This is a genomic window from Leucobacter chironomi DSM 19883 (assembly GCF_000421845.1).
In the GTDB taxonomy this organism is placed as follows: Bacteria; Actinomycetota; Actinomycetes; order Actinomycetales; family Microbacteriaceae; genus Leucobacter; species Leucobacter chironomi.
On the sequence record NZ_ATXU01000011.1, the window covers coordinates 1 to 17,822 of the forward strand.

General features: G+C 71.0%; 16 protein-coding genes and 3 tRNA genes. 7 read left to right on the plus strand and 12 right to left on the minus strand.

Annotated features, from left to right (window positions below; translation table 11 throughout):
- The 9 genes from H629_RS15255 to H629_RS0111780 form a co-directional block, all read right to left on the minus strand.
- A partial coding sequence (locus H629_RS15255; RefSeq protein WP_205618710.1) for a hypothetical protein occupies positions 1–221 on the minus strand: 221 nt, incomplete at its 3' end.
- A 243-nt stretch (positions 222–464) separates the two neighbouring features.
- Positions 465–537: transfer RNA gene (locus tag H629_RS0111745), tRNA-Phe, on the minus strand.
- A 64-nt stretch (positions 538–601) separates the two neighbouring features.
- Positions 602–678: transfer RNA gene (locus H629_RS0111750), tRNA-Asp, on the minus strand.
- A 30-nt stretch (positions 679–708) separates the two neighbouring features.
- Positions 709–781: transfer RNA gene (locus H629_RS0111755), tRNA-Glu, on the minus strand.
- Positions 782–897: 116 nt separating this feature from the next.
- Complete coding sequence (locus tag H629_RS0111760; protein ID WP_024357450.1) at positions 898–1,182, minus strand: hypothetical protein; 285 nt, start codon at positions 1,180–1,182, stop codon at positions 898–900.
- 28 nt (positions 1,183–1,210) lie between these two features.
- Positions 1,211–2,581, minus strand: a complete 1,371-nt coding sequence (locus H629_RS0111765; RefSeq protein ID WP_240471103.1) for a M18 family aminopeptidase — start codon at positions 2,579–2,581, stop codon at positions 1,211–1,213.
- Positions 2,574–4,154, minus strand: a complete 1,581-nt coding sequence (locus H629_RS0111770) for a leucyl aminopeptidase (protein WP_024357452.1) — start codon at positions 4,152–4,154, stop codon at positions 2,574–2,576. Before H629_RS0111770 ends, H629_RS0111765 begins: the two co-directional genes overlap by 8 nt.
- A 312-nt stretch (positions 4,155–4,466) precedes the next feature.
- Complete coding sequence (locus tag H629_RS0111775) at positions 4,467–5,855, minus strand: ABC transporter permease (RefSeq protein WP_024357453.1); 1,389 nt, start codon at positions 5,853–5,855, stop codon at positions 4,467–4,469.
- Positions 5,852–6,628 carry an ABC transporter ATP-binding protein gene (locus H629_RS0111780; RefSeq protein WP_024357454.1) on the minus strand — a complete coding sequence of 259 codons (777 nt, stop codon included), beginning with the start codon at positions 6,626–6,628 and terminating at the stop codon, positions 5,852–5,854. The genes H629_RS0111775 and H629_RS0111780 overlap by 4 nt, the downstream gene beginning before the upstream one ends.
- Before the next feature lie 130 nt (positions 6,629–6,758).
- Between H629_RS0111780 and H629_RS0111785 the strand changes: the two genes are divergently transcribed.
- From H629_RS0111785 to H629_RS0111795, 3 genes are all read left to right on the plus strand, one after another.
- The gene (locus tag H629_RS0111785) at positions 6,759–7,808 is read left to right on the plus strand and encodes an LLM class flavin-dependent oxidoreductase (RefSeq protein WP_024357455.1); all 1,050 of its coding nucleotides are present in this window, start codon (positions 6,759–6,761) and stop codon (positions 7,806–7,808) included.
- A gap of 162 nt (positions 7,809–7,970) precedes the next feature.
- Positions 7,971–8,429 carry an acetyltransferase gene (locus H629_RS0111790; RefSeq protein WP_084705411.1) on the plus strand — a complete coding sequence of 153 codons (459 nt, stop codon included), beginning with the start codon at positions 7,971–7,973 and terminating at the stop codon, positions 8,427–8,429.
- Between the two features lie 261 nt (positions 8,430–8,690).
- Positions 8,691–9,338 carry a TetR/AcrR family transcriptional regulator gene (locus H629_RS0111795; protein ID WP_024357457.1) on the plus strand — a complete coding sequence of 216 codons (648 nt, stop codon included), beginning with the start codon at positions 8,691–8,693 and terminating at the stop codon, positions 9,336–9,338.
- Positions 9,339–9,350: 12 nt separating this feature from the next.
- Here H629_RS0111795 and H629_RS0111800 read toward each other — a convergent pair whose 3' ends face one another.
- Positions 9,351–9,845 (minus strand): SRPBCC family protein, encoded by a 495-nt coding sequence (locus tag H629_RS0111800; RefSeq protein WP_024357458.1) that lies wholly within the window; start codon positions 9,843–9,845, stop codon positions 9,351–9,353.
- 424 nt (positions 9,846–10,269) lie between these two features.
- On the opposite strand from H629_RS0111800, the gene H629_RS15580 reads away from it, so the two are divergent.
- The 4 genes from H629_RS15580 to H629_RS0111820 all read left to right on the plus strand — a co-directional run bounded on the left by H629_RS15580 (position 10,270) and on the right by H629_RS0111820 (position 14,630).
- Positions 10,270–12,366, plus strand: a complete 2,097-nt coding sequence (locus H629_RS15580) for an ABC-F family ATP-binding cassette domain-containing protein (RefSeq protein ID WP_024357459.1) — start codon at positions 10,270–10,272, stop codon at positions 12,364–12,366.
- Between the two features lie 183 nt (positions 12,367–12,549).
- The gene (locus H629_RS0111810) at positions 12,550–13,281 is read left to right on the plus strand and encodes a VIT1/CCC1 transporter family protein (protein ID WP_024357460.1); all 732 of its coding nucleotides are present in this window, start codon (positions 12,550–12,552) and stop codon (positions 13,279–13,281) included.
- Between the two features lie 168 nt (positions 13,282–13,449).
- The gene (locus tag H629_RS14245; RefSeq protein ID WP_024357461.1) at positions 13,450–13,788 is read left to right on the plus strand and encodes an MGMT family protein; all 339 of its coding nucleotides are present in this window, start codon (positions 13,450–13,452) and stop codon (positions 13,786–13,788) included.
- Entirely contained in the window at positions 13,785–14,630 is an 846-nt protein-coding gene (locus tag H629_RS0111820; RefSeq protein ID WP_024357462.1) for a LysR substrate-binding domain-containing protein, read from the plus strand. The genes H629_RS14245 and H629_RS0111820 overlap by 4 nt, the downstream gene beginning before the upstream one ends.
- 25 nt (positions 14,631–14,655) lie before the next feature.
- Here the strand turns inward: H629_RS0111820 and ypfJ are convergent, their stop codons facing one another.
- Together ypfJ and H629_RS0111830 are read right to left on the minus strand one after the other, a co-directional pair.
- Positions 14,656–15,546 carry a KPN_02809 family neutral zinc metallopeptidase gene (ypfJ, locus tag H629_RS0111825; protein WP_024357463.1) on the minus strand — a complete coding sequence of 297 codons (891 nt, stop codon included), beginning with the start codon at positions 15,544–15,546 and terminating at the stop codon, positions 14,656–14,658.
- Between the two features lie 83 nt (positions 15,547–15,629).
- Positions 15,630–17,693, minus strand: a complete 2,064-nt coding sequence (locus H629_RS0111830) for an acyl-CoA dehydrogenase family protein (protein ID WP_024357464.1) — start codon at positions 17,691–17,693, stop codon at positions 15,630–15,632.
- Positions 17,694–17,822 lie beyond the last annotated feature (129 nt).

Genomic DNA, 17,822 nt, shown 5'->3' on the forward strand with positions numbered 1-17,822 from the left:
TACGTCACGGCGGTCGGCACCGGAGTCGTGCCGGTGAGATCAAGGGAAGCCGAGAAGTCGGTGCCGATCACACCGGACCCGCTCACCACAGGTGTATTCACACCAATGAAGCCCGGCACTGCTGAAGCGGCCGCCGGAACGAGATTAAAAGACAGCAGGCCGAGCAGGGCTGCGAGCAGAAAAGACCATCGACGAAAACGGCGAGGGGCGGGAGGTTGCATGTGTGGACCCGGATTCTATAGAGGCTGCCATAGCCACTCACTGAGGCCAAACGCCCCGGACGCCAGAATACCTTTAACTTGGCCACCATCCAAAATTTTCCTTTGCGAGCACAGCCCGCACGCGAGCACACAAACCGTCGGCCCTGAGGGAAGATCCCCGCGCATCGCCCGCGGCGGAAAATAAGAGAACCCCCGCAAGTAGAAGCCTTGCGAGGGTTCAGTAACGGTGTAATAGCCGTTACGTGGCTCCGACCGGCATCGATCCGGTGACCTTTCGATTTTCAGTCGAACGCTCTACCAACTGAGCTACAGAGCCGGGCAATCACTTTCATGGCGACCGCCAGAGACGAAGAAACCCTTCCGTAGAAGGGTTCTTCATCTGGCGACCCTGACGGGACTTGAACCCGCGACCTCCGCCGTGACAGGGCGGCGCGCTAACCAACTGCGCCACAGGGCCATGGTGTATTCAATTGTATTCGGTATTCAGTGACCCCAACGGGATTCGAACCCGTGCTGCCGCCGTGAAAGGGCGGTGTCCTAGGCCGCTAAACGATGGGGCCGTTGCGACTTATTTCTAACTCGCTGGCTACCGAGATATGATCTTATGCGGGCAATCGGGTGGAGCGCAAATCGGGGCCGAGAAACGCGTATCCCTGGCGTGTCGCGAGGCGGTGACTCAGCCGCCGAGCGCCCGCTGCACCCGGTTGAGCGAGATGTTCTCGTGCAGCATGACACCCGAACTGGTGCGCTGCTCGAAGTGGTACCCCATCTTGCCGCGGGACAGCATCCCGATCAGATAGGGCTCGCTCGCGTTCCACATGATCCACGTCGGCTGCCCGAGCGCGTTCGTCCCCAAGTAGGTGATCTCGATGTCGCGCTCCCCGATACGCTGCACACTCGGCATCAGCGCGTTGTGCGAGAGGGCGACGCCGGAGTGTCCCGTCTGCTGCATCTCACTCATAGCACGATCCTAGCGAACGGGGCACCGATTATGACAGGGCCGAGAAAAACGCGCCAGTCGCTCGCGCGAGGCCGTGGAGGTCGTCGACGTGGGCGAGTTCGCGCGCCGAGTGCATCGACAGCAGCGGCACACCGACGTCGACGGTGCGAATACCGAGCCGCGTCGCGGTGAGCGGGCCGATCGTGGATCCGCACGGCGAGGTGTTGTTCGACACGAACTGCTGGGTCTGCACGCCGGCGGACTCGCACACCCGCAACCACAGCGCCGCACCGTGCGCGTCGCTGGCGTAGCGCTGGTTGGCGTTCACCTTGAGCATCGGACCCCTGCCCGCGAGCGGCTGCACCCGCGGATCGTGCCGCTCGGGGTAGTTGGGATGCACCGAGTGCCCCGCATCGGCCGAGAGGCACCACGACCGCGCGAGCGCACGCGCCGAGTCCTCCACCGAGGCGTCGAGCCCGGCACGGAGGCGCCCCAGCACCTCCTCGAGGAACGGGCCGCAGGCGCCCGAGCGGGTCTCCGATCCGAGCTCTTCATGATCGAAGGCGGCGAGCACCGCGATGGTGCCGGGTGCGGGCTCACCGGCGAGCAGTGCCACGAGCCCCGCGACGGTGGAGCTGAGATTGTCGAGCCGGGGCGAGGCGTAGAGCTCGCCGTGCACGCCGATGCGCGCGGGAGGCTGGGTGTCGTGCAGGCGCACATCGGTGCCGGCGATCTCATCGGCGGAGACCCCGGCGGCTGCGGCGAGCATCCCGAGCACCGACGACGACTCGGAACCGTCTCCCGCGGTCGGCACGAGTCCGATCACGGGCTGCGTGTGACGCTGCCGGTCGAGGGTGAGGCCCGAGTTCACCTCTCGATCGAGGTGAATCGCGAGCTGCGGGATTCGAGCCACGGCTCCGGTGCGCACGAGGTGCTCGTCCCCGTCGCGGGTAACGATGCGGCCGGCGAACTCGAGATCGCGGTCGAGCCATGAGTTGAGCAGCGGGCCGCCGTACACTTCGACGCCGACCTGGCTCCAGCCGTGCGCGGCGAAGTCAGGCTGCGGCTTGACCGTGAAGCCCGGCGAGTCGGTGTGACACCCGAGCACCCGCACGGGGCTGTCCGCCGCGATCTTCTTCCCCGCGCGCCAGGCGATCAGCGCTCCGTCGCGGCGCACGAAACCTCGCGAGCCGTCGGCGATCGACTGCCACGCCTCGGTCTCGTCGTGCGCGACGAAGTCGGCCGCGTCGAGCGCCTTCTCCAGAGCGACAGCGGCGTGGTACGACGACGGGGCCTCGGCGATGAACTCGGAGAGGTAGTCGATGTAGGCGTCGCGGTCTTTGAGCAGGTGCTGCGGCGCGCGAGCCGACCGACCGCCGCGACGGGCGCGGCGGGAGGCCGAGGGGGTCGCGTCACTCATGGTCGGCGGCCGTCTCGGCGATGTCGGTCTCGGGAGTGTCGGTCTCCCCCGCGGGCGCCTCGAATGCGGTCGCGAACTCGGCGAGCAGCCGCGCGCCGAATCCGGTCGAACCGACCGAGCGCCACAGTTCGTCGCTTTCGGCCTGCATGGTGCCGGCGATGTCGAGGTGCCCCCAGGGCAGACCGTCGACGAACTCGTTGAGGAAGAGCGCGGCGAGGATCACGCCGGCGTACTGCCCGCCGATGTTCGAGAGATCGGCGACGTTCGACTTGAGCTGGTCTCGGTAGCGGTGGTCGAGCGGGAAGCGCCAGATGTTCTCGTCGGTGGTGTCGGCCGCGGCCTGCAACTGCTCGGCGACCGAGTCGTTGTTGGCGAGCATCGCGGCGGTGCGCGTGCCGAGCGCCATCATCGCCGCACCGGTGAGGGTGGCGATGTCGACGATCGCGTCGGGGCGCCGTTCCTCCTCAGTGGCGAGCACGAGGCCGTCGGCCATCACGAGGCGACCCTCGGCGTCGGTGTTCTTCACCTCGACGGTCTTGCCGCCGCGGATCGTGAGCACGTCGCCCAGCTTGGTAGCACTGCCGGAAGGCATGTTGTCGGTGCACATGAGCCAGCCGGTGACCGCGGTGGTGGCTCCGAGATCACGCAGGGCGGTCATCGACGCGAACACTGCGGCGGCGCCCATCATGTCGAACTTCATGGCGGCGTGCATCGCGTTCGACGGCTTCAGGCTGATGCCGCCCGAGTCGTACATGATGCCCTTGCCGATGAGCGCGAGATGCCCCTCGGCGTCGGCGAGCGCGGTGCCCTCGGGGCGGTACGAGACCTTGATCATGCGGGGCTCCTCGACGCTGCCCGCGTTGACTCCGAGCAGACCGCCGGTGCCGAGCTGCATGAGCGCCTCGCGGTCGAAGACCTCGACCTCGAGCCCGAACTCGGGCGCGAGGCGCCGGGCGACCTCGGCGAACTTGACGGCGCTGAGGTGGCGGGGCGGGGTGTTCGCGAGATCGCGCGAGATGGCCGCGGTGCGAGCGAGGACCAGGCCCCGCTCGACGCCGTACTCGGCGTCTTCCGCGTGCTCCTCGCCGATCTGCAGCATGAGCTCTTCGAGGGCGACGGTCTTGGGGTCGCTCTTCAGTGCGTCGTAGCGGTAGCGCGCGAGCACTGCGCCCTCGATCGCGGCCTGCACGGCCACCTCGGCATCCCACTCGCCCGAGGCCAGCAGCCCGGTCAAGTCGACCGCGATCCGCGACTCCTCGCGCGCCGCGCGCGTGAACGCGGCGACGGCGTCGCGCAGGCGGGCGTCGCTGTCGATCCCGGCCTTGCCGGTGCCCACGAGCACCCGCAGCGGGGTGCCGGGCAGCAGCAGGGTCTGGTTCTCGGCACCGGTGAAGCCGGCTGCGGCGAGCGCGTCACGGCCGATCTCGGCGACGCCCTCGGGCAGCTCGCCCTCGGCCGGCACGAACACGGCCAGCGCGCCGGGGTCGGCGGGCGGCTGCGAGGAGACGCTGACGCTCGTGGCGTGCGCGAGAGAAGGGACGGGATCGAAGGCGGGATCAATCACAACGGTCATGGCTTCAGCCTACTCGGGGCCTCCGACATTCCCCCGAGACGTTCGCTGCCGGCGCCTCGGCGTTGCAGCCGTGCCCGCACCGGCAGCCCCGCCCGCACCCGCAACCCCACCCGCAGCCCCGCCCGCACCCGCAGTCGAATCGAGGTCACTTTTAGCCGTGTCGAAGCACGACATGCGGCCAAAAGTGACCTCGATTCCCCGAAAGGCCGGGGCAAGGTCAGGGGCGGGGGCCAAGGCCGGGGTCGGGGCCGGGGTCAGGGCCGGGGCCGGGGCCGGAGCCTGCTCAGCTCGGACCCAGACCCAGGCCCGCCGTCACTGCGCCGCGAGCGCAGCCACGGGCGAGACGCGGATCGCGCGCCGCGCGGGTGCCGCCGCGGCGACGAGGGCGAGCACCAGGCCGAACACGGCGACCCCGCCGATGATGGGCCACGGCACCGTGGGCGCCATGAGGCCGGCCTGCGATCCGAGCAGGGACTGCGCGGCGGCCCACCCGTAGAAGACGCCGAGCAGCAGGCCGAATCCGAGGGCGGTGAGGGTCATCTGCGCGCTCTCGACGAGCACCATGCGGCGCACCTGGGCGCCGGTGAAGCCGAGCACGCGCAGCAGGCCGAGTTCGCGGGTGCGCTGGAGCACGCTCAGCGAGAGCGTGTTCACGAGACCGACGGCGGCGATGACCGCCGAGAACCCGACGAGACCGGTGAAGACCGCGGTGGTGACCGCGAGGGTCTCGGCGAGGCCGGCCTTGAGCGCGGGCGAGTGCGCGAACGCCTGCAGCGTCATCGTCTCGTAGCTCGCGAGCGCCACGGCGAACATCGTGACGAGGGTGACGCCGATCACGAGGCCGATGGTGGATCGTGCGCTGCGCTCCGGGAAGCGCACGGCGTTCGCCACCGCCAGCCGCCCTGACGGTCCCCGCCCGAGTGCGCGCCCCGAGAGCCGCAGCAGCGGCGGCATGACGAGGTGAGCCCCGAGCGCGATCCCGGTGAAGGAGAGGATGCCGCCGAGGAACGAGATCAGCAGTGCGAGCGGGGTCATCAGTCCGAGCACGATGCCGATCGCGAGCAGCGCGGCGCCGGTGACGAGCAGGATCGTCGCCCACACCGTGCGCGCGGGGCGGCGGCGCGACTGCTCGGCGGGCAGTTCGATGGCGGCACCGGTCGCGGCGATCGGCGAGACGCGGCCGACGCGTCGCGATCCGGACCATGCCGCCGCCCAGGTCGTGAGCGCCACGACCCCGACCGCGACGAGTGCCAGCGGATCGAAGAGGGGGTAGTCGCGACCCGCGGGGAGCCAGCCGAGCTGCGGCCCCCACGCGGTGACCGCCGCGCAGAGCGCCACGGCGATCCCGAATCCCGCGACCCCGCCGACGAGGCCCGCGACGAGCCCCTCCCCCGCGATCCTGGCCCGGACGCGAGCCGAGCTCGCGCCGACCAGGCGCAGCAGGGCGATGGTGCGGGTGCGGCCCGCGATGATGGTCGAGAAGGTGTTGGCGGTGACGATCGCGCCCACGTAGAGCGCGATCATGATGAAGATGAGCGCGACCATCATGAGCACGGCGCGGAAGGTGCCGCTCTCTTCGATGACGGCTGGGTCGATCGCGGCGGTGAGGATCCCGGTGAACAGGATCAGCGTCACCGCGAACAGCGCCGACAGCGCCGACACGATGAGCGTGGAGGCGTGCTCGCGCAGCATGGCGATCATGCGGCGGCCCCGGCGGCGACCGACTCGAGGTTCAGCATCGTCTCGGAGATCTCCTCGGCGGTCATCGCCTCGCGATCAGAGACGATGCGGCCGTCCGCGAGGAACAGGATGCGGTCGGCGTGGCTCGCCGCGACGGGGTCGTGGGTGACCATCGCGATGGTCTGGCCGCCGGTGCGGGTGGCGGATCGCAGCAGGCCGAGCACCTCGCGCCCGGTGCGGGAGTCGAGGGCGCCCGTGGGCTCGTCGGCGAAGATCACGTCGGGCTGCGTCGCGAGGGCGCGCGCGATCGCGACCCGCTGCTGCTGGCCGCCCGACAGCTCGTGCGGGCGGTGCTTCAGGCGGTTCGCGAGGCCGAGTGATTCGACGAGCGCACCGATGCGGTGCTGCTCCTCGGCGTTCGGCCGGCGCCCGTCGAGCTCGAACGGCAGCCGCAGGTTGCCCATCACATCGAGGGTGGGCACGAGGTTGAACGACTGGAACACGAATCCGATGCGGCGCCTGCGCAGCTTCGTGAGCGCGGCATCGCCGAGCTTCGTGATCTCGTCGTCGCCCAGCCAGACCCGCCCCTCGCTGGGGGTGTCGAGGCCGGCCATCACGTGCATGAGGGTGGACTTGCCGGATCCGGAAGGCCCCATGATCGCGGTGAACTGGCCGCGTCTGATCCCGATCGAGACGTCGTCGAGCGCAGTGACCCGCTGCGGTCCCGATCCGTAGTGCTTGCCGAGGTGGGCGACGCGCGCCACCAGTCCCATATCGCTCGAGTGAATCTCCATGCTCACGAAGCTACGGGCGCGTCGGCGGATCGCGGATCGCCCTTCAGTACCGTCGGCATGGTCCCCGGGTACCGTTCGCCGGCGTGCGGAACGGCGGGAATAGCTCGGCGATGCGCACGTTGCATCCCCCATGAGAGCTTTCGGATTCCTGTCCTTCGGGCATTACGGACCGGTGCCGGGGTCGCGCGTGCGCACCGCGGGCGACATGCTGAGGCAGACGATCGAACTGGCGGAGGGCGCCGATGAGATTGGCGTGAACGGCGCCTACGTGCGCGTGCACCACTTCGCACGGCAGGCGGCATCGCCGATCCCGCTGCTCACCGCGATGGCGGCCCGCACGGAGCGCATCGAGGTGGGCACCGGCGTGATCGACATGCGCTACGAGAACCCGCTGTATCTCGCCGAGGAGGCGGCCGCGCTCGATCTCATCGCTGATGGGCGGATCGCGCTCGGCGTGAGCCGGGGATCCCCCGAGACGGCGCTGCGCGGCTACGAGGCGTTCGGGTACACGGGTTCGGCGGATCCGCGCGGCGCCGACCTGGCGCGCGACAAGTTCGAACGCTTCATCCAGGCGATCGACGGGGAGGGGCTCGTCGACAGCGATCCGCAGATGGCCCCGCCCGGCCGCCTCGCGATCGAACCGCGCTCGCCGGGGCTGCGCGACCGCATCTGGTGGGGCGCCGGATCACGCGACACCGCCGAGTGGGTGGGCCGGCAGGGCCTCAACCTCATGAGTTCCACGCTGCTCACCGAGGCGACCGGCCAGCCGTTCCACGAGCTGCAGCGCGAGCAGATCGAGCGGTTCCGCGCCGCGTACCGCGAGGCCGGCCACACGGGTGCACCGCGGGTGTCGGTGAGCCGCAGCGTCTTCCCGCTCGTGAGCGAGCAGGACGAGATGTTCTTCGGCGCGCGCGGCCGCGACGGGCAGGACCAGGTCGGGATCATCGACGGCCTCCGCTCGACGTTCGGCAAGACCTACGCCGACACCCCCGATCGCCTCATCGACCAGCTGCGCGCCGACGAGGCGGTGATGGCGGCCGACACCCTCATGCTCACGATCCCGAATCAGCTCGGTCCGGAGTACAACCTGCACGTGCTGCAGGCCTTCGCCGAGCACGTCGCCCCCGCCCTCGGCTGGCAGCCCAACACGGAGGGCCCCGTGGAGGGGTACGCGGTGTAAGGCCGTACCCCTGCGCGCCGAAAGGCGGGTTTCGCATGGGGATCGCGGGGACCGGGTGCGAAACTCGCCTCTCGATGGTCGGAGTCGGCGGAGCGAGGCAGGTGCGGGGCGGCGGGAGCGCAGTGCGCGAGCCGGACATCCGCCGCAACTACACTGGGGTGGGTGCATGAAGCGCCTGATCTGACCATCCGCGCCTGCCTCGGCTCGCAGGAGCACCCCGCCCTCGTCTCGATCTGGCGGAGCGCGGTGGATGCCACCCATGATTTCCTCTCGGAGCAGGATCGCGACGCCATCGAGGCGCAGCTCGCGGGAGCCTATTTCCCGCAGGTGACGCTGACCGTGACCGAGCTCGCAGGGCGCCCGGTCGGCTTTGCCGGGGTGGCGGGGCAGAGCCTCGAGATGCTCTTCGTCGACGCGGGCCTGCACGGCCGCGGCATCGGCAGTGCGTTGCTCGCGCACGTCGTCCGCACCGCCGGGGTGCGCGCTGTCGACGTGAACGAGCAAAACCCCTCGGCGGCGGCGTTCTACCTGCGCCACGGCTTCACCGTCGCGGGCCGCAGCGAAGTCGATGGCGAAGGCCGCCCGTACCCCCTGCTGCACCTGACCCGGTCGCTCGCCTGACCCGCCCGGGTCCGACTGACCCCGCGCAGGCGGGCCTGATCCGCCCCGTCCGCGCCCCGCTCACCCCACCCGCACTTCTCCCCACCCGCGCCCATACCCCATACCCCACACCTCTCCCGGCGGCGCCCTCGCCGAAAGGCGGATTTCGCATGCCCTGCGCGGGGTCTCCATGCGAAATCCGCCTCTCGACGCACCGACGCCGCGGAGCAGCCCTCGGAGCGCTTGCCTCCGCCTACCCCGAATGTTTACACTGCTTACATCATGATGAACAGCGTGCCGGCTCCGGCGTCATCCCGCGAGGCCTACCACCACGGCGACCTTCGATCCGCCCTGCTCGACGCGGCCACCGAAATGCTCGAAGCCGGCGAGAGCTTCTCGATGCGAGCCGTCGCCCGACGAGCCGAGGTCTCGCAGACCGCCCCCTACCGGCACTTCGCCGATCGCGACGCACTCGAGTCGGCGCTCGCGGTGCGGGGTTTCGATGAGCTCCGGCACCGGCTGTCGCTCGACGGCAGCCCGGCCGGCCCCGAGGACGAACTGCTCGACTTCGCCGTCGCATACGTGCGCTTCGCTCTCGACCGGCCCGCCGTGTTCCGCCTGATGTTCGGCCGCGAGTGCGACGACCGCGACGACGAGCGAGTGCGCGCCGCGGGCGAGCTTCGCGCAATGCTCGCGGGGTCGCTGCGCGAACGGTTCCCCGCGGCCGACCACGACGCCCTCGCCACCGCGCTCTGGTCACTCACCCACGGCCTCGCCTTCCTCCACCTCGACGGCAAGCTCGCCGCCGACGATCCCGGGGTCGTCGCAGAGCGAGTGCGGGGCGCGTTCACCGCCCTGCGCAACGCGTTCGGCGCGCAGCAGCCCGCAGCGAATCCGGCTCGGCTCGGAGAGTCGGATCGCGGGGCGTAGCGGCGAAGCCCGCTACGGGCGCATGTCGAGGTACGCCTCGCGCAGCGCCGGGTAGTAGCTGTCGAAGCTCGGGCGTTCGGTGCCCTCGGTGGCGGCGACGAGCAGATCGAGGTAGTACTCCCAGCCCGGGCCGATCTCGCCCACTTCGTCGACGCCGTCGAGGTGGTGCACGAGTGTGAGCAGCGAATCGTCGCCGTCGCGCTCCACGAGCAGTTCCAGATGCCAGCCGCCGACCTCGTCCTCGGCTTTCAGCACCAGGCGCTCGAAGGCGTCGCACGCGAGGATGCGGATGCCGATCGCCGGCTCGTGATCCTCGAACCGCATGCGCACCCGCACCGCACCGCCGGCGCGGCCGTCGCCCTCCCACGGCCCGAACCACTGCTCGGTGAGCTCCGATTCAGTGAGGTAGGCCCACGTCTCCTCGGGCGGCAGGGCGAGGGATCGCACGAGCGAGAGATCCGCGCCCCGAGCCGTCGCCACGATCCGCCCGCTGGTGTCCATCGTCATGCCGCTCTCCTGTCTCCGGGTCTCCAGGGTACGCCGCCCGCGCACCGATCGAGCCGCGAGCACCCGATCCGCCCGAACCGAGATGCGTAACGTTCGATCGGCGCGTGCGGAAAGCGAAAAGCGGGGGCGCGGGCGCGAAGTCGCACTTGCGCACTGACCCCCGGTCTGGCGTACACTCGGGGGCGTGAAGAACTGACGCAGCCTCAAATCCCCGTTCCGGTTCCGCCGCGCGCTGATCGCGCCAGGGTCGATGCCACGGGATGCTGCGTGATCACCTCGGGCTCGCCGCGCCGCGCGCGGTCGCAGTGCCTGCTCCTCGTACGCCGAGCCGCCGCATGCGCGCCTCGCGACGCAGGATCGGCGTCCCGCCGCACGCGCGTCCCCGACCGTCCCGCGGAGCACCCGATTCCGAGAGGCGGTCTCCATGCCCGCATCGAACACCACCCCAGACCTCGCCGCAGCTGCCCGCGCAGCGGCGCGCCCCGCAGCCGACGGCTCCGGATCCGCGCCCGGCCCGACCCACCTCACCGTCGACGGCGTCTCCCACGCCTACGGCGACCGCCGGGTGCTCAGCGACATCTCGTTCACTGCGAAACCCGGCGACCGCATCGGCCTGATCGGCGAGAACGGCACCGGCAAGTCGACACTGCTCGGCATCATCGCCGCGGCGGGTGCAGATGCAGAAATCGCGGATCCGACAGCGGATCCGCTCCGCTCCGCCGGGCGCGATGCAGAGCGCGATGCGGAGCGCGATGCGGAGCGCGATGCCGGGCGCGATGCCGGGCACCCCACGGGGCACGGCACCGCCCTGCGCCCCGACGCGGGCACGGTCGCGCTGCCCGGCTCCGTCGGCCTGCTCGCCCAGCAGCTGCCCTACCCGGACGCGACGCCCCTCGCGTCGGTGCTCGACGACGCCCAGCGCGGGTCGCTCGACGCCCTCGCCCGGCTGGAGCGCTGCGGCGAGCGCTTGGCGGCGCAGCCCGACGATCCCGGCGCGGCGGACGCCTTCGCCCGCGCTCTCGAGGATGCGGAGCGCGTGCACGCCTGGGCGGCGGCGGCGCGGCGCGGCGAGGTGCTCGCCGGTCTGGGCCTCGGCGGGATCCCTGAGCGGCGGCCGATCGGCGAGCTGTCGGGCGGGCAGCGGCTGCGGGTCTCGCTCGCGGCGCTGCTGCTGAAGGCCCCGCAGACGCTGCTGCTCGACGAGCCGTCGAACCACCTCGACGACGCGTCGGCGGCCTACCTGGAACGGGTGCTGATCGACTGGCCGGGCATCGTGATCGTGGCGAGTCACGATCGCGCACTGCTGGACGCCGTGAGCACGCGGATCCTCGATCTCGACGCGCTGCCGCTGCCCGCCCGCGTGCTCGCCGACGCGGAGGAGGCCGGCGCCTCCCGCACCGCGGAGGCAGCGGCCGGGAGCGGTGGAACGGACGCGCGCCGCGATCCGGGGTCGCTCCCGGCCGATCCCGCGACCGACGATCCGGGCTCCGGTTTCGGGGTGCGCCTGTGGGGTGTCGGCTATTCGGCGGCGCGGGCCGCCCGCGGGGCCGAGATGGAGCGGTGGCGGGCGCGGTACGCGGCCGAGACCGCCGAGCGGGAGGAGCTGATCCACGAGATCGAGGTCGGCTCGCGCGAGGTCAATCGCAAGCACGAGTCGAAGTCGGAGGCGAAGATCACGCGCAAGTTCTACGCCGACAAGGACGCGCGGGTCACCGCCCGCCGCGCCCGCAACGCTCGGGTGCGGCTCGACGCGCTCGAGCGCGAGCGGGTGCGGCGCCCGCCCCGGCCGCTGCGCTTCGAGGGGTTCGGGGCGCCTCGCGATACCGGGCCGCTCGAACCCGGACGCGGGGCCGCGCTCACCGGCAGGGGCGCTCCGGCCGGCGCGAGTGCACCCGGGGAAGCCGCGGCTGTACCCGGGGAAGCCGCAGCCGCTCCGCCGTCGCTCATCCGGGCCGAGCGGATCTCGCTGGAGGGGCGACTCCGGGCGACCTCGCTGGAACTCGTGCCGGGCGGGCGCCTCATGCTCTCCGGCCCGAACGGCTCGGGCAAGTCGACGCTGCTCGCGATCCTCGCCCGCCGCCTCGATCCCGACCGCGGCGAGTTCGAGATCGCGCCCCGCACCCGCGTCGGGTTCCTGCCGCAGGAGGTGGAGTTCGCGGATCCGGATCGCCCGGCCGAGCGCGCGTATCGCGACGCCGTCGGCGCGGAGATCGCCGAGGCGGTGCCGCTGCCCGACACGGGTCTGCTGGCTCGGCGAGACCTGCACCGCCCGGTGGGGGCGCTCAGCGTCGGGCAGCGGCGCCGGCTCGCGCTCGCCGCGCTGGTCGCCGATCCGCCCGAGGTGCTGCTGCTGGACGAGCCCACCAATCACCTCTCGCTCACGCTCGTGGAGGAGCTGGAGACGGCGCTGCGCGATTTCACCGCCGCGCCGGAGGCCGGCACCGGGCTGGTGATCGCGACGCACGATCGCTGGCTGCGCTCGCGGTGGGAGGGGGCGGTGCTGGAGCTCGAAGCGGTGTGATGCGGCGTGCCGCCCGGTGCGCGCGCCGGGGAGGCCGCACCGGTGCGCGAGTTCGCCCCATCGAACTCGTTCCCTCGCCGAATCGACCTTGGATCAGGGGTTCTCCCTCGCGCGCGAACCTTGCTACGGTTGCTGCCGGCGCGCCGCACCCGGCGCGGCACCGCACTCCGAACCGGGGAGACCATGAACGACGGGCCCATCGACATCGCGAACCCGCACGAGTACGATCACACGCACTCGTCGTCTGCCGGGTCGGGCTGGCTGCGCGCCTCGGTGTTCGGGGCGATGGACGGGCTGGTCTCCAACATCGGCCTCATCTCGGGCATCGCGGCCGCGGGTGCGAGCCCGGGCATCATCGCGATCACCGGCGTCTCGGGCCTGATCTCGGGTGCGATCTCGATGGCGCTCGGCGAGTACACCTCGGTGCGCACCCAGAACGAGCAGCTGGCGGTGGAGGTGCAGACCGAGCGCGATGCCCTCGACCGCAACCCCGTGGGCGAGCAGGCGGAGCTCACGGTGATGTTCGAGCACCTGGGCATGTCGCCGCAGACCGCGAGCGATGCGGCGACGCAGGTGCACGCGAACAACGAGCAGGCTCTGAAGGTGCACCTGGCGCACGAGCTGGGGCTCAGCCCCGACGATCGGCCGTCGCCGCTGGTGGCTGCGGGGTCGTCGTTCGTGGCGTTCAGCGTGGGTGCGATCATTCCGGTGCTGCCCTTCCTGCTGGGCTTCGGCACGCTGTGGTGGGGGCTGGCGTTCGGCGGGGCGGGGCTGCTCGCTGCGGGCTTCATCGCGGCGCGGTTCACCGATCGCAACCCCTTCTCGGGGGCGGCGCGGCAGCTGGTGTTCGGCGGCGTGGCCGTGGCGGCGACCTACCTGATCGGCTCGCTGCTGGGGGTCTCCGCGCTCCAATAGCAGCCTGGGATCCTAGCCCCGATCTCGGCGCCGCCTCCGTCTTTTCGAGCCGGCCTGCCCGTATCGACCCGACACAGATTTCGCGCGAATCGCAGGCCGACTCGGCACAAATGGGCCGACTCGGTGAGCACAAGGTGCCGCACCCCCATGAGCGCGTACCCTGGTGTCATGCCCAGCGCAGAGTTCGTCGAAGCCGTGCTCGAAGTGGTCGATCGCATCCCTGTCGGCCGGGTGATGACCTACGGCGACGTTGGGATCGCGATCGGCTCGGGAGCACCTCGCGCCGTTGGGCGGGTAATGGCGCTGTACGGGCATGCCGTGCCGTGGTGGCGGGTGGTGCCCGCCAGCGGGTTACCGCCGCAGGGGCACGCCCGACTCGCCCACCCGCACTACCTTGAAGAGGGTACCCCGCTCAGACATGTCGATTCGCCGGATCACTATCGCATCGCGCTCTCCACGGCACGGCTCCCGTACACTCACGAGATTTACGCGAAAATAGCGCTGTGAGCGACGCCGAACTTCCCCTGTCTTCCACCACCAATACGAGTGCCCTTCGCCTGGGCTTCACGCGTGGAACGACCCCCGGCAAGTGGGCGAAGCGCTGGGAGCGGGCGAGTGGCTCCCCCCTCGAACTCGTGCCCATCGAAACCCCATTCGGGCGGGGATCCGGGACGCCCGAGATCGACGTGATGCTCGAACGCACTCGCGCGGGCGAGCGGCCGGAGGGTTCGTCGGAGCCCGACCGCAGCCGCCACGCCATGCTGCTCTACACGGAGACTGTGGCGCTCGTGCTGCCTGCCGACCACGAACTCGCCAAGAGCAACGGGATCCCCGTCGCCGACCTTGTGCTGGTAACGCTGCTCGATCACCCATACCACTTCCCTCAGTGGCCAGCTGCGCAGCCGTGGGACGATCCCGCTTGGATGCCGACCGGGGTAAAGGCAGCCCTCGAACTCGTGGCGACCGGAGCCGGCGCGATCCTGCTTCCCCTCCCCCTCGCCAGGCATCTGAGTGACAAGCGAGCCCACTCCGTACTCCCTGTGACCGGGGAGCCCGCGGGCAGCGAGATCTGGGCGAGTTGGGAGGTGGATCGCGACGCCGCCGATGTGCAGCAGCTCGTGGGCATCATGCGCGGTCGCACCGCCCGCAGCTCGCGACCAACGGCGGCGGGCACAGCCGACCGCGCGGATGCCATCGCGAGGAAGTCCACGAAGCAGGCACAGCCGAAACCACCCGCGAAGAAGGGACCCAAGCCGGGATCGCGCGGCGCGCAGCTCGCGGCAGCCAAAGAGAAAGCAGAGCGCGCGAAGGCGCTGCGTCGCGCCGAGAAGAAGCGCAAGCGCCGCTGAGCGCGGCGGGTACGCCGAGCGGCGTCTACAGCTCAGAGGCGGGCACGTCGAAGGTGCCGCAGGCGCCGGGCCCGCCGCGGTAGCCTTCCTGGAACCAGCGCTGCCGCTGCTCGGAGGTGCCGTGCGTGAAGCGCTCGGGGTTCACGGGGGCGCCCGCCGACTCCATGATGTGGTCGTCGCCCACGGCCGCCGCCGCGCTCATCGCATCGGCGATCTGCTCGGAGGTGACCGGCTGCAGGAACGGCACGCCCGCACTGTCGGTCACGGTCGACGCGTTCTGCACCCACGCACCCGCGAAGCAGTCGGCCTGCAGTTCGAGCCGCACCGACCCCGAGGCGGGCCCGGATTCGCGGCCGGTCTGCTGGAGCGTGCCGATGAGGTTCGAGATGTGGTGGCCCCACTCGTGGGCGAGCACGTACATCTGCGCGAGCGAGCCGTCGGACGCGCCGTAGTCGCTGCTCAGTGTGTCGAAGAAGGCGACGTCGAGGTAGATCGACTCGTCGGGCGGGCAGTAGAACGGCCCCGTCGCCGCGGTGGCGGTGCCGCAGCCGGACTGCGTCTGCCCTTCGAAGAGCACCACCTCTGCGGGTGCCCGGTAGCCGTCGACCTCGCCCGCCCAGTAGCGGTCGAGGGAGTCCGCCGTCGCCGCCATGCGGCACTCCGCGTCGGCGTTCGCATCGGCCCCGGTCTCGCAGCCGGGCAGCGCCTCGGACCGTTCACCCGAGAGGGAGCTGCCGCTGATGAGCTGGTCGACCACGGGCGCGAAGGGCAGCAGGTTCACCCCGAGCAACTGGGATCCGAGCGCGAGCAGCAGCGCGACGCCCACGCCGCCGCCCGCGATCAGCCCGCCGCGCCGGGCACCGCTGCGCTTCGACACCCGTCCCGTGTCGATCCGCGCGTTGTCGTTGAAGGTCATTTCTCCACCTGCCCTGCGCCGGGCCTATCCGTCGCGCTTGCAACTCTACGCGGCGAACCGGCCCGGAACGAGCCTCCGCGCGGCTAGCGCGCCTGCTTCTTCGCCCGGTAGAGATCCTTCTCGTGAGTGGGCCAGGTGCCCGCGGCGCGCTGCGCCTCGACATAGGCGTGCGCCTCCTCCTGGCGCTCGGCCTCGATGCCCGTGGCGATCTCGGCCCGCAGCAGCTCGGGGCCGAGGCCGAACGCATCGACCAGGTCGAGCGCGTGCGGCCGCAGCCGGCCGATGAGTCGGTCGATGTAGGCCGTCACGGCCTCAGCGCGCTGCCCCGAGATCCGACCGTTCACGAGATACCAGGCGGCGTTGCTCTCGATGAGCCCGAAGCCGAAGAGGTCGCGCAGCCAGGTGAGCACCTGGCGCGACCCCTCGTCGTCGATCTGGGCGAGCGCCTCGGTGAAGGCCTCCCACTGCAGCAGCTCGGCGTGCGCGCGGGCCGCGGAGATGAGCTTGTGCTGCTGAGCGTTGAAAGCGTCCTCCGCGGCGATCGCTCGGGCCCGCTTGTCGCCCTTCGGCACGTCCTTGGTGGCCTCGCGCAGCGCCAGCGCGATCTCCGAGATCATGGTCTGCACGCGATCGGCCAGCAGCTCGCGCTGCGCCTCGGGGCTGCGCAGGCTCTCGACCGAGCGGGCGACCTGGCCGAGATCGGCGATGCTCTGGCCCACCTGGCGCAGGCCGAAGCGGCTCACCCGACCGCCCAGCTGGCTCGCCGCCGCCTTGATGAGGGCGGCGCGGTCGGCCCCCTTGAACTGCTCGGCGTAGTCGGTGAGCAGGCGCTTGCCCACGAGCTGCAGCAGCACGTGGTTGTCGCCCTCGAAGGTGACGTAGATGTCGAGGTCGGCGCGCAGCCCGGTCACCCGGTTCTTCGCCATGAAGCCGGCGCCGCCGCAGGCCTCGCGCGACTCCTGGAGCGTGTCGAGGGCGGCCCAGGTCGAGAGCGGCTTCAGCGCCGCCGCGAGCGTCTCGAGGTCCTCCCGGTTCTCGGGGGTGTCGCCCGCCCCCGAGAACACCTCGTCGAAGACGGTGAGCAGGCGCTCGTCGGCGAAGGCCATCGCGTAGCTCTGCGCGATGCGCGGGATGAGCCGGCGCTGGTGCAGGCCGTAGTCGAGCAGCACGGTCTCGCGGCCGGAGGCGCCGGGGAACTGGCGCCGCTCGCTGCCGTAGCGCACGGCGATGGCGAGCGCGGCCTGCATGGCGCGCACGGCCGAGCCGTCGAGCGAGACCCGGCCCTGCACGAGCGTGCCGATCATGGTGAAGAAGCGCCGACCGGGGCTCTCGATGGGCGAGGTGTAGCTGCCGTCGGCGGCGACGTCGCCGTAGCGGTTGAGCAGATTGGTGCGGGGCACCCGCACGCGGGTGAAATGGAGGCGGCCGTTGTCGATGCCGTTGAGGCCGCCTTTCACGCCGTCGTCTTCGCTGCCGACGCCCGGCAGCAGCTCGCCCTCGGGGGTGCGGATCGGCACGAAGAAGGCGTGCACGCCGTGGTTGACGCCGCCCGTGATGAGCTGGGCGAACACGACCGCTGCCCGGCCGTGCAGGGCCGCGTTGCCGAGGTAGTCCTTCCACGCGCCCGTGAAGGGGGTGTGGATCTCGAATTCTTCGGTCTCGGGGTCGTAGGTGGCGGTGGTGCCGATCGACGCGACGTCGGAGCCGTGGCCGATCTCGGTCATGGCGAACGCGCCGGGCAGTTCGAGGCTCATCACCGCGGGCAGCCACTTCTCGTGGTGCTCGCGGGTGCCGAGGTGCAGGATCGCGGCGCCGAAGAGGCCCCACTGCACGCCGCTCTTGATCTGCAGCGACGGATCGGCGAGCACGAGCTCCTGGAAGGCGGCGATGTTGCCGCCGTGGTTGTCGCTGCCGCCGAGGTCGCTGGGGAAGGCGCGCTGGATCGCTCCCTCCTCGACCAGGATGCCGAGCTGTTCGAGCACGCGGGCGCGGTGCTCGGGCATCGACTGGCCCGGAATGGTGTGCAGACGGGACTCGGTCGCGAGACGGCGCGATTCGAGGCGCTCCTGCTTCCATCGGCCGAGCAGGGCGTCGCCCACCCGGTCGATGTCGATGCGTGCGGTGGACTGCGCGATGGTGTCGCTCATCGATGCTCCTTCGACGTGATGCGCGGATCCGCCGCGCTGCGCGCCGGCGATCCGCTGACCTGCTCACAGGCTAGGGGGCACCCCTGACACCGACAACCGCACGCCGCGCTCCCCACAACCGGAGCCGCG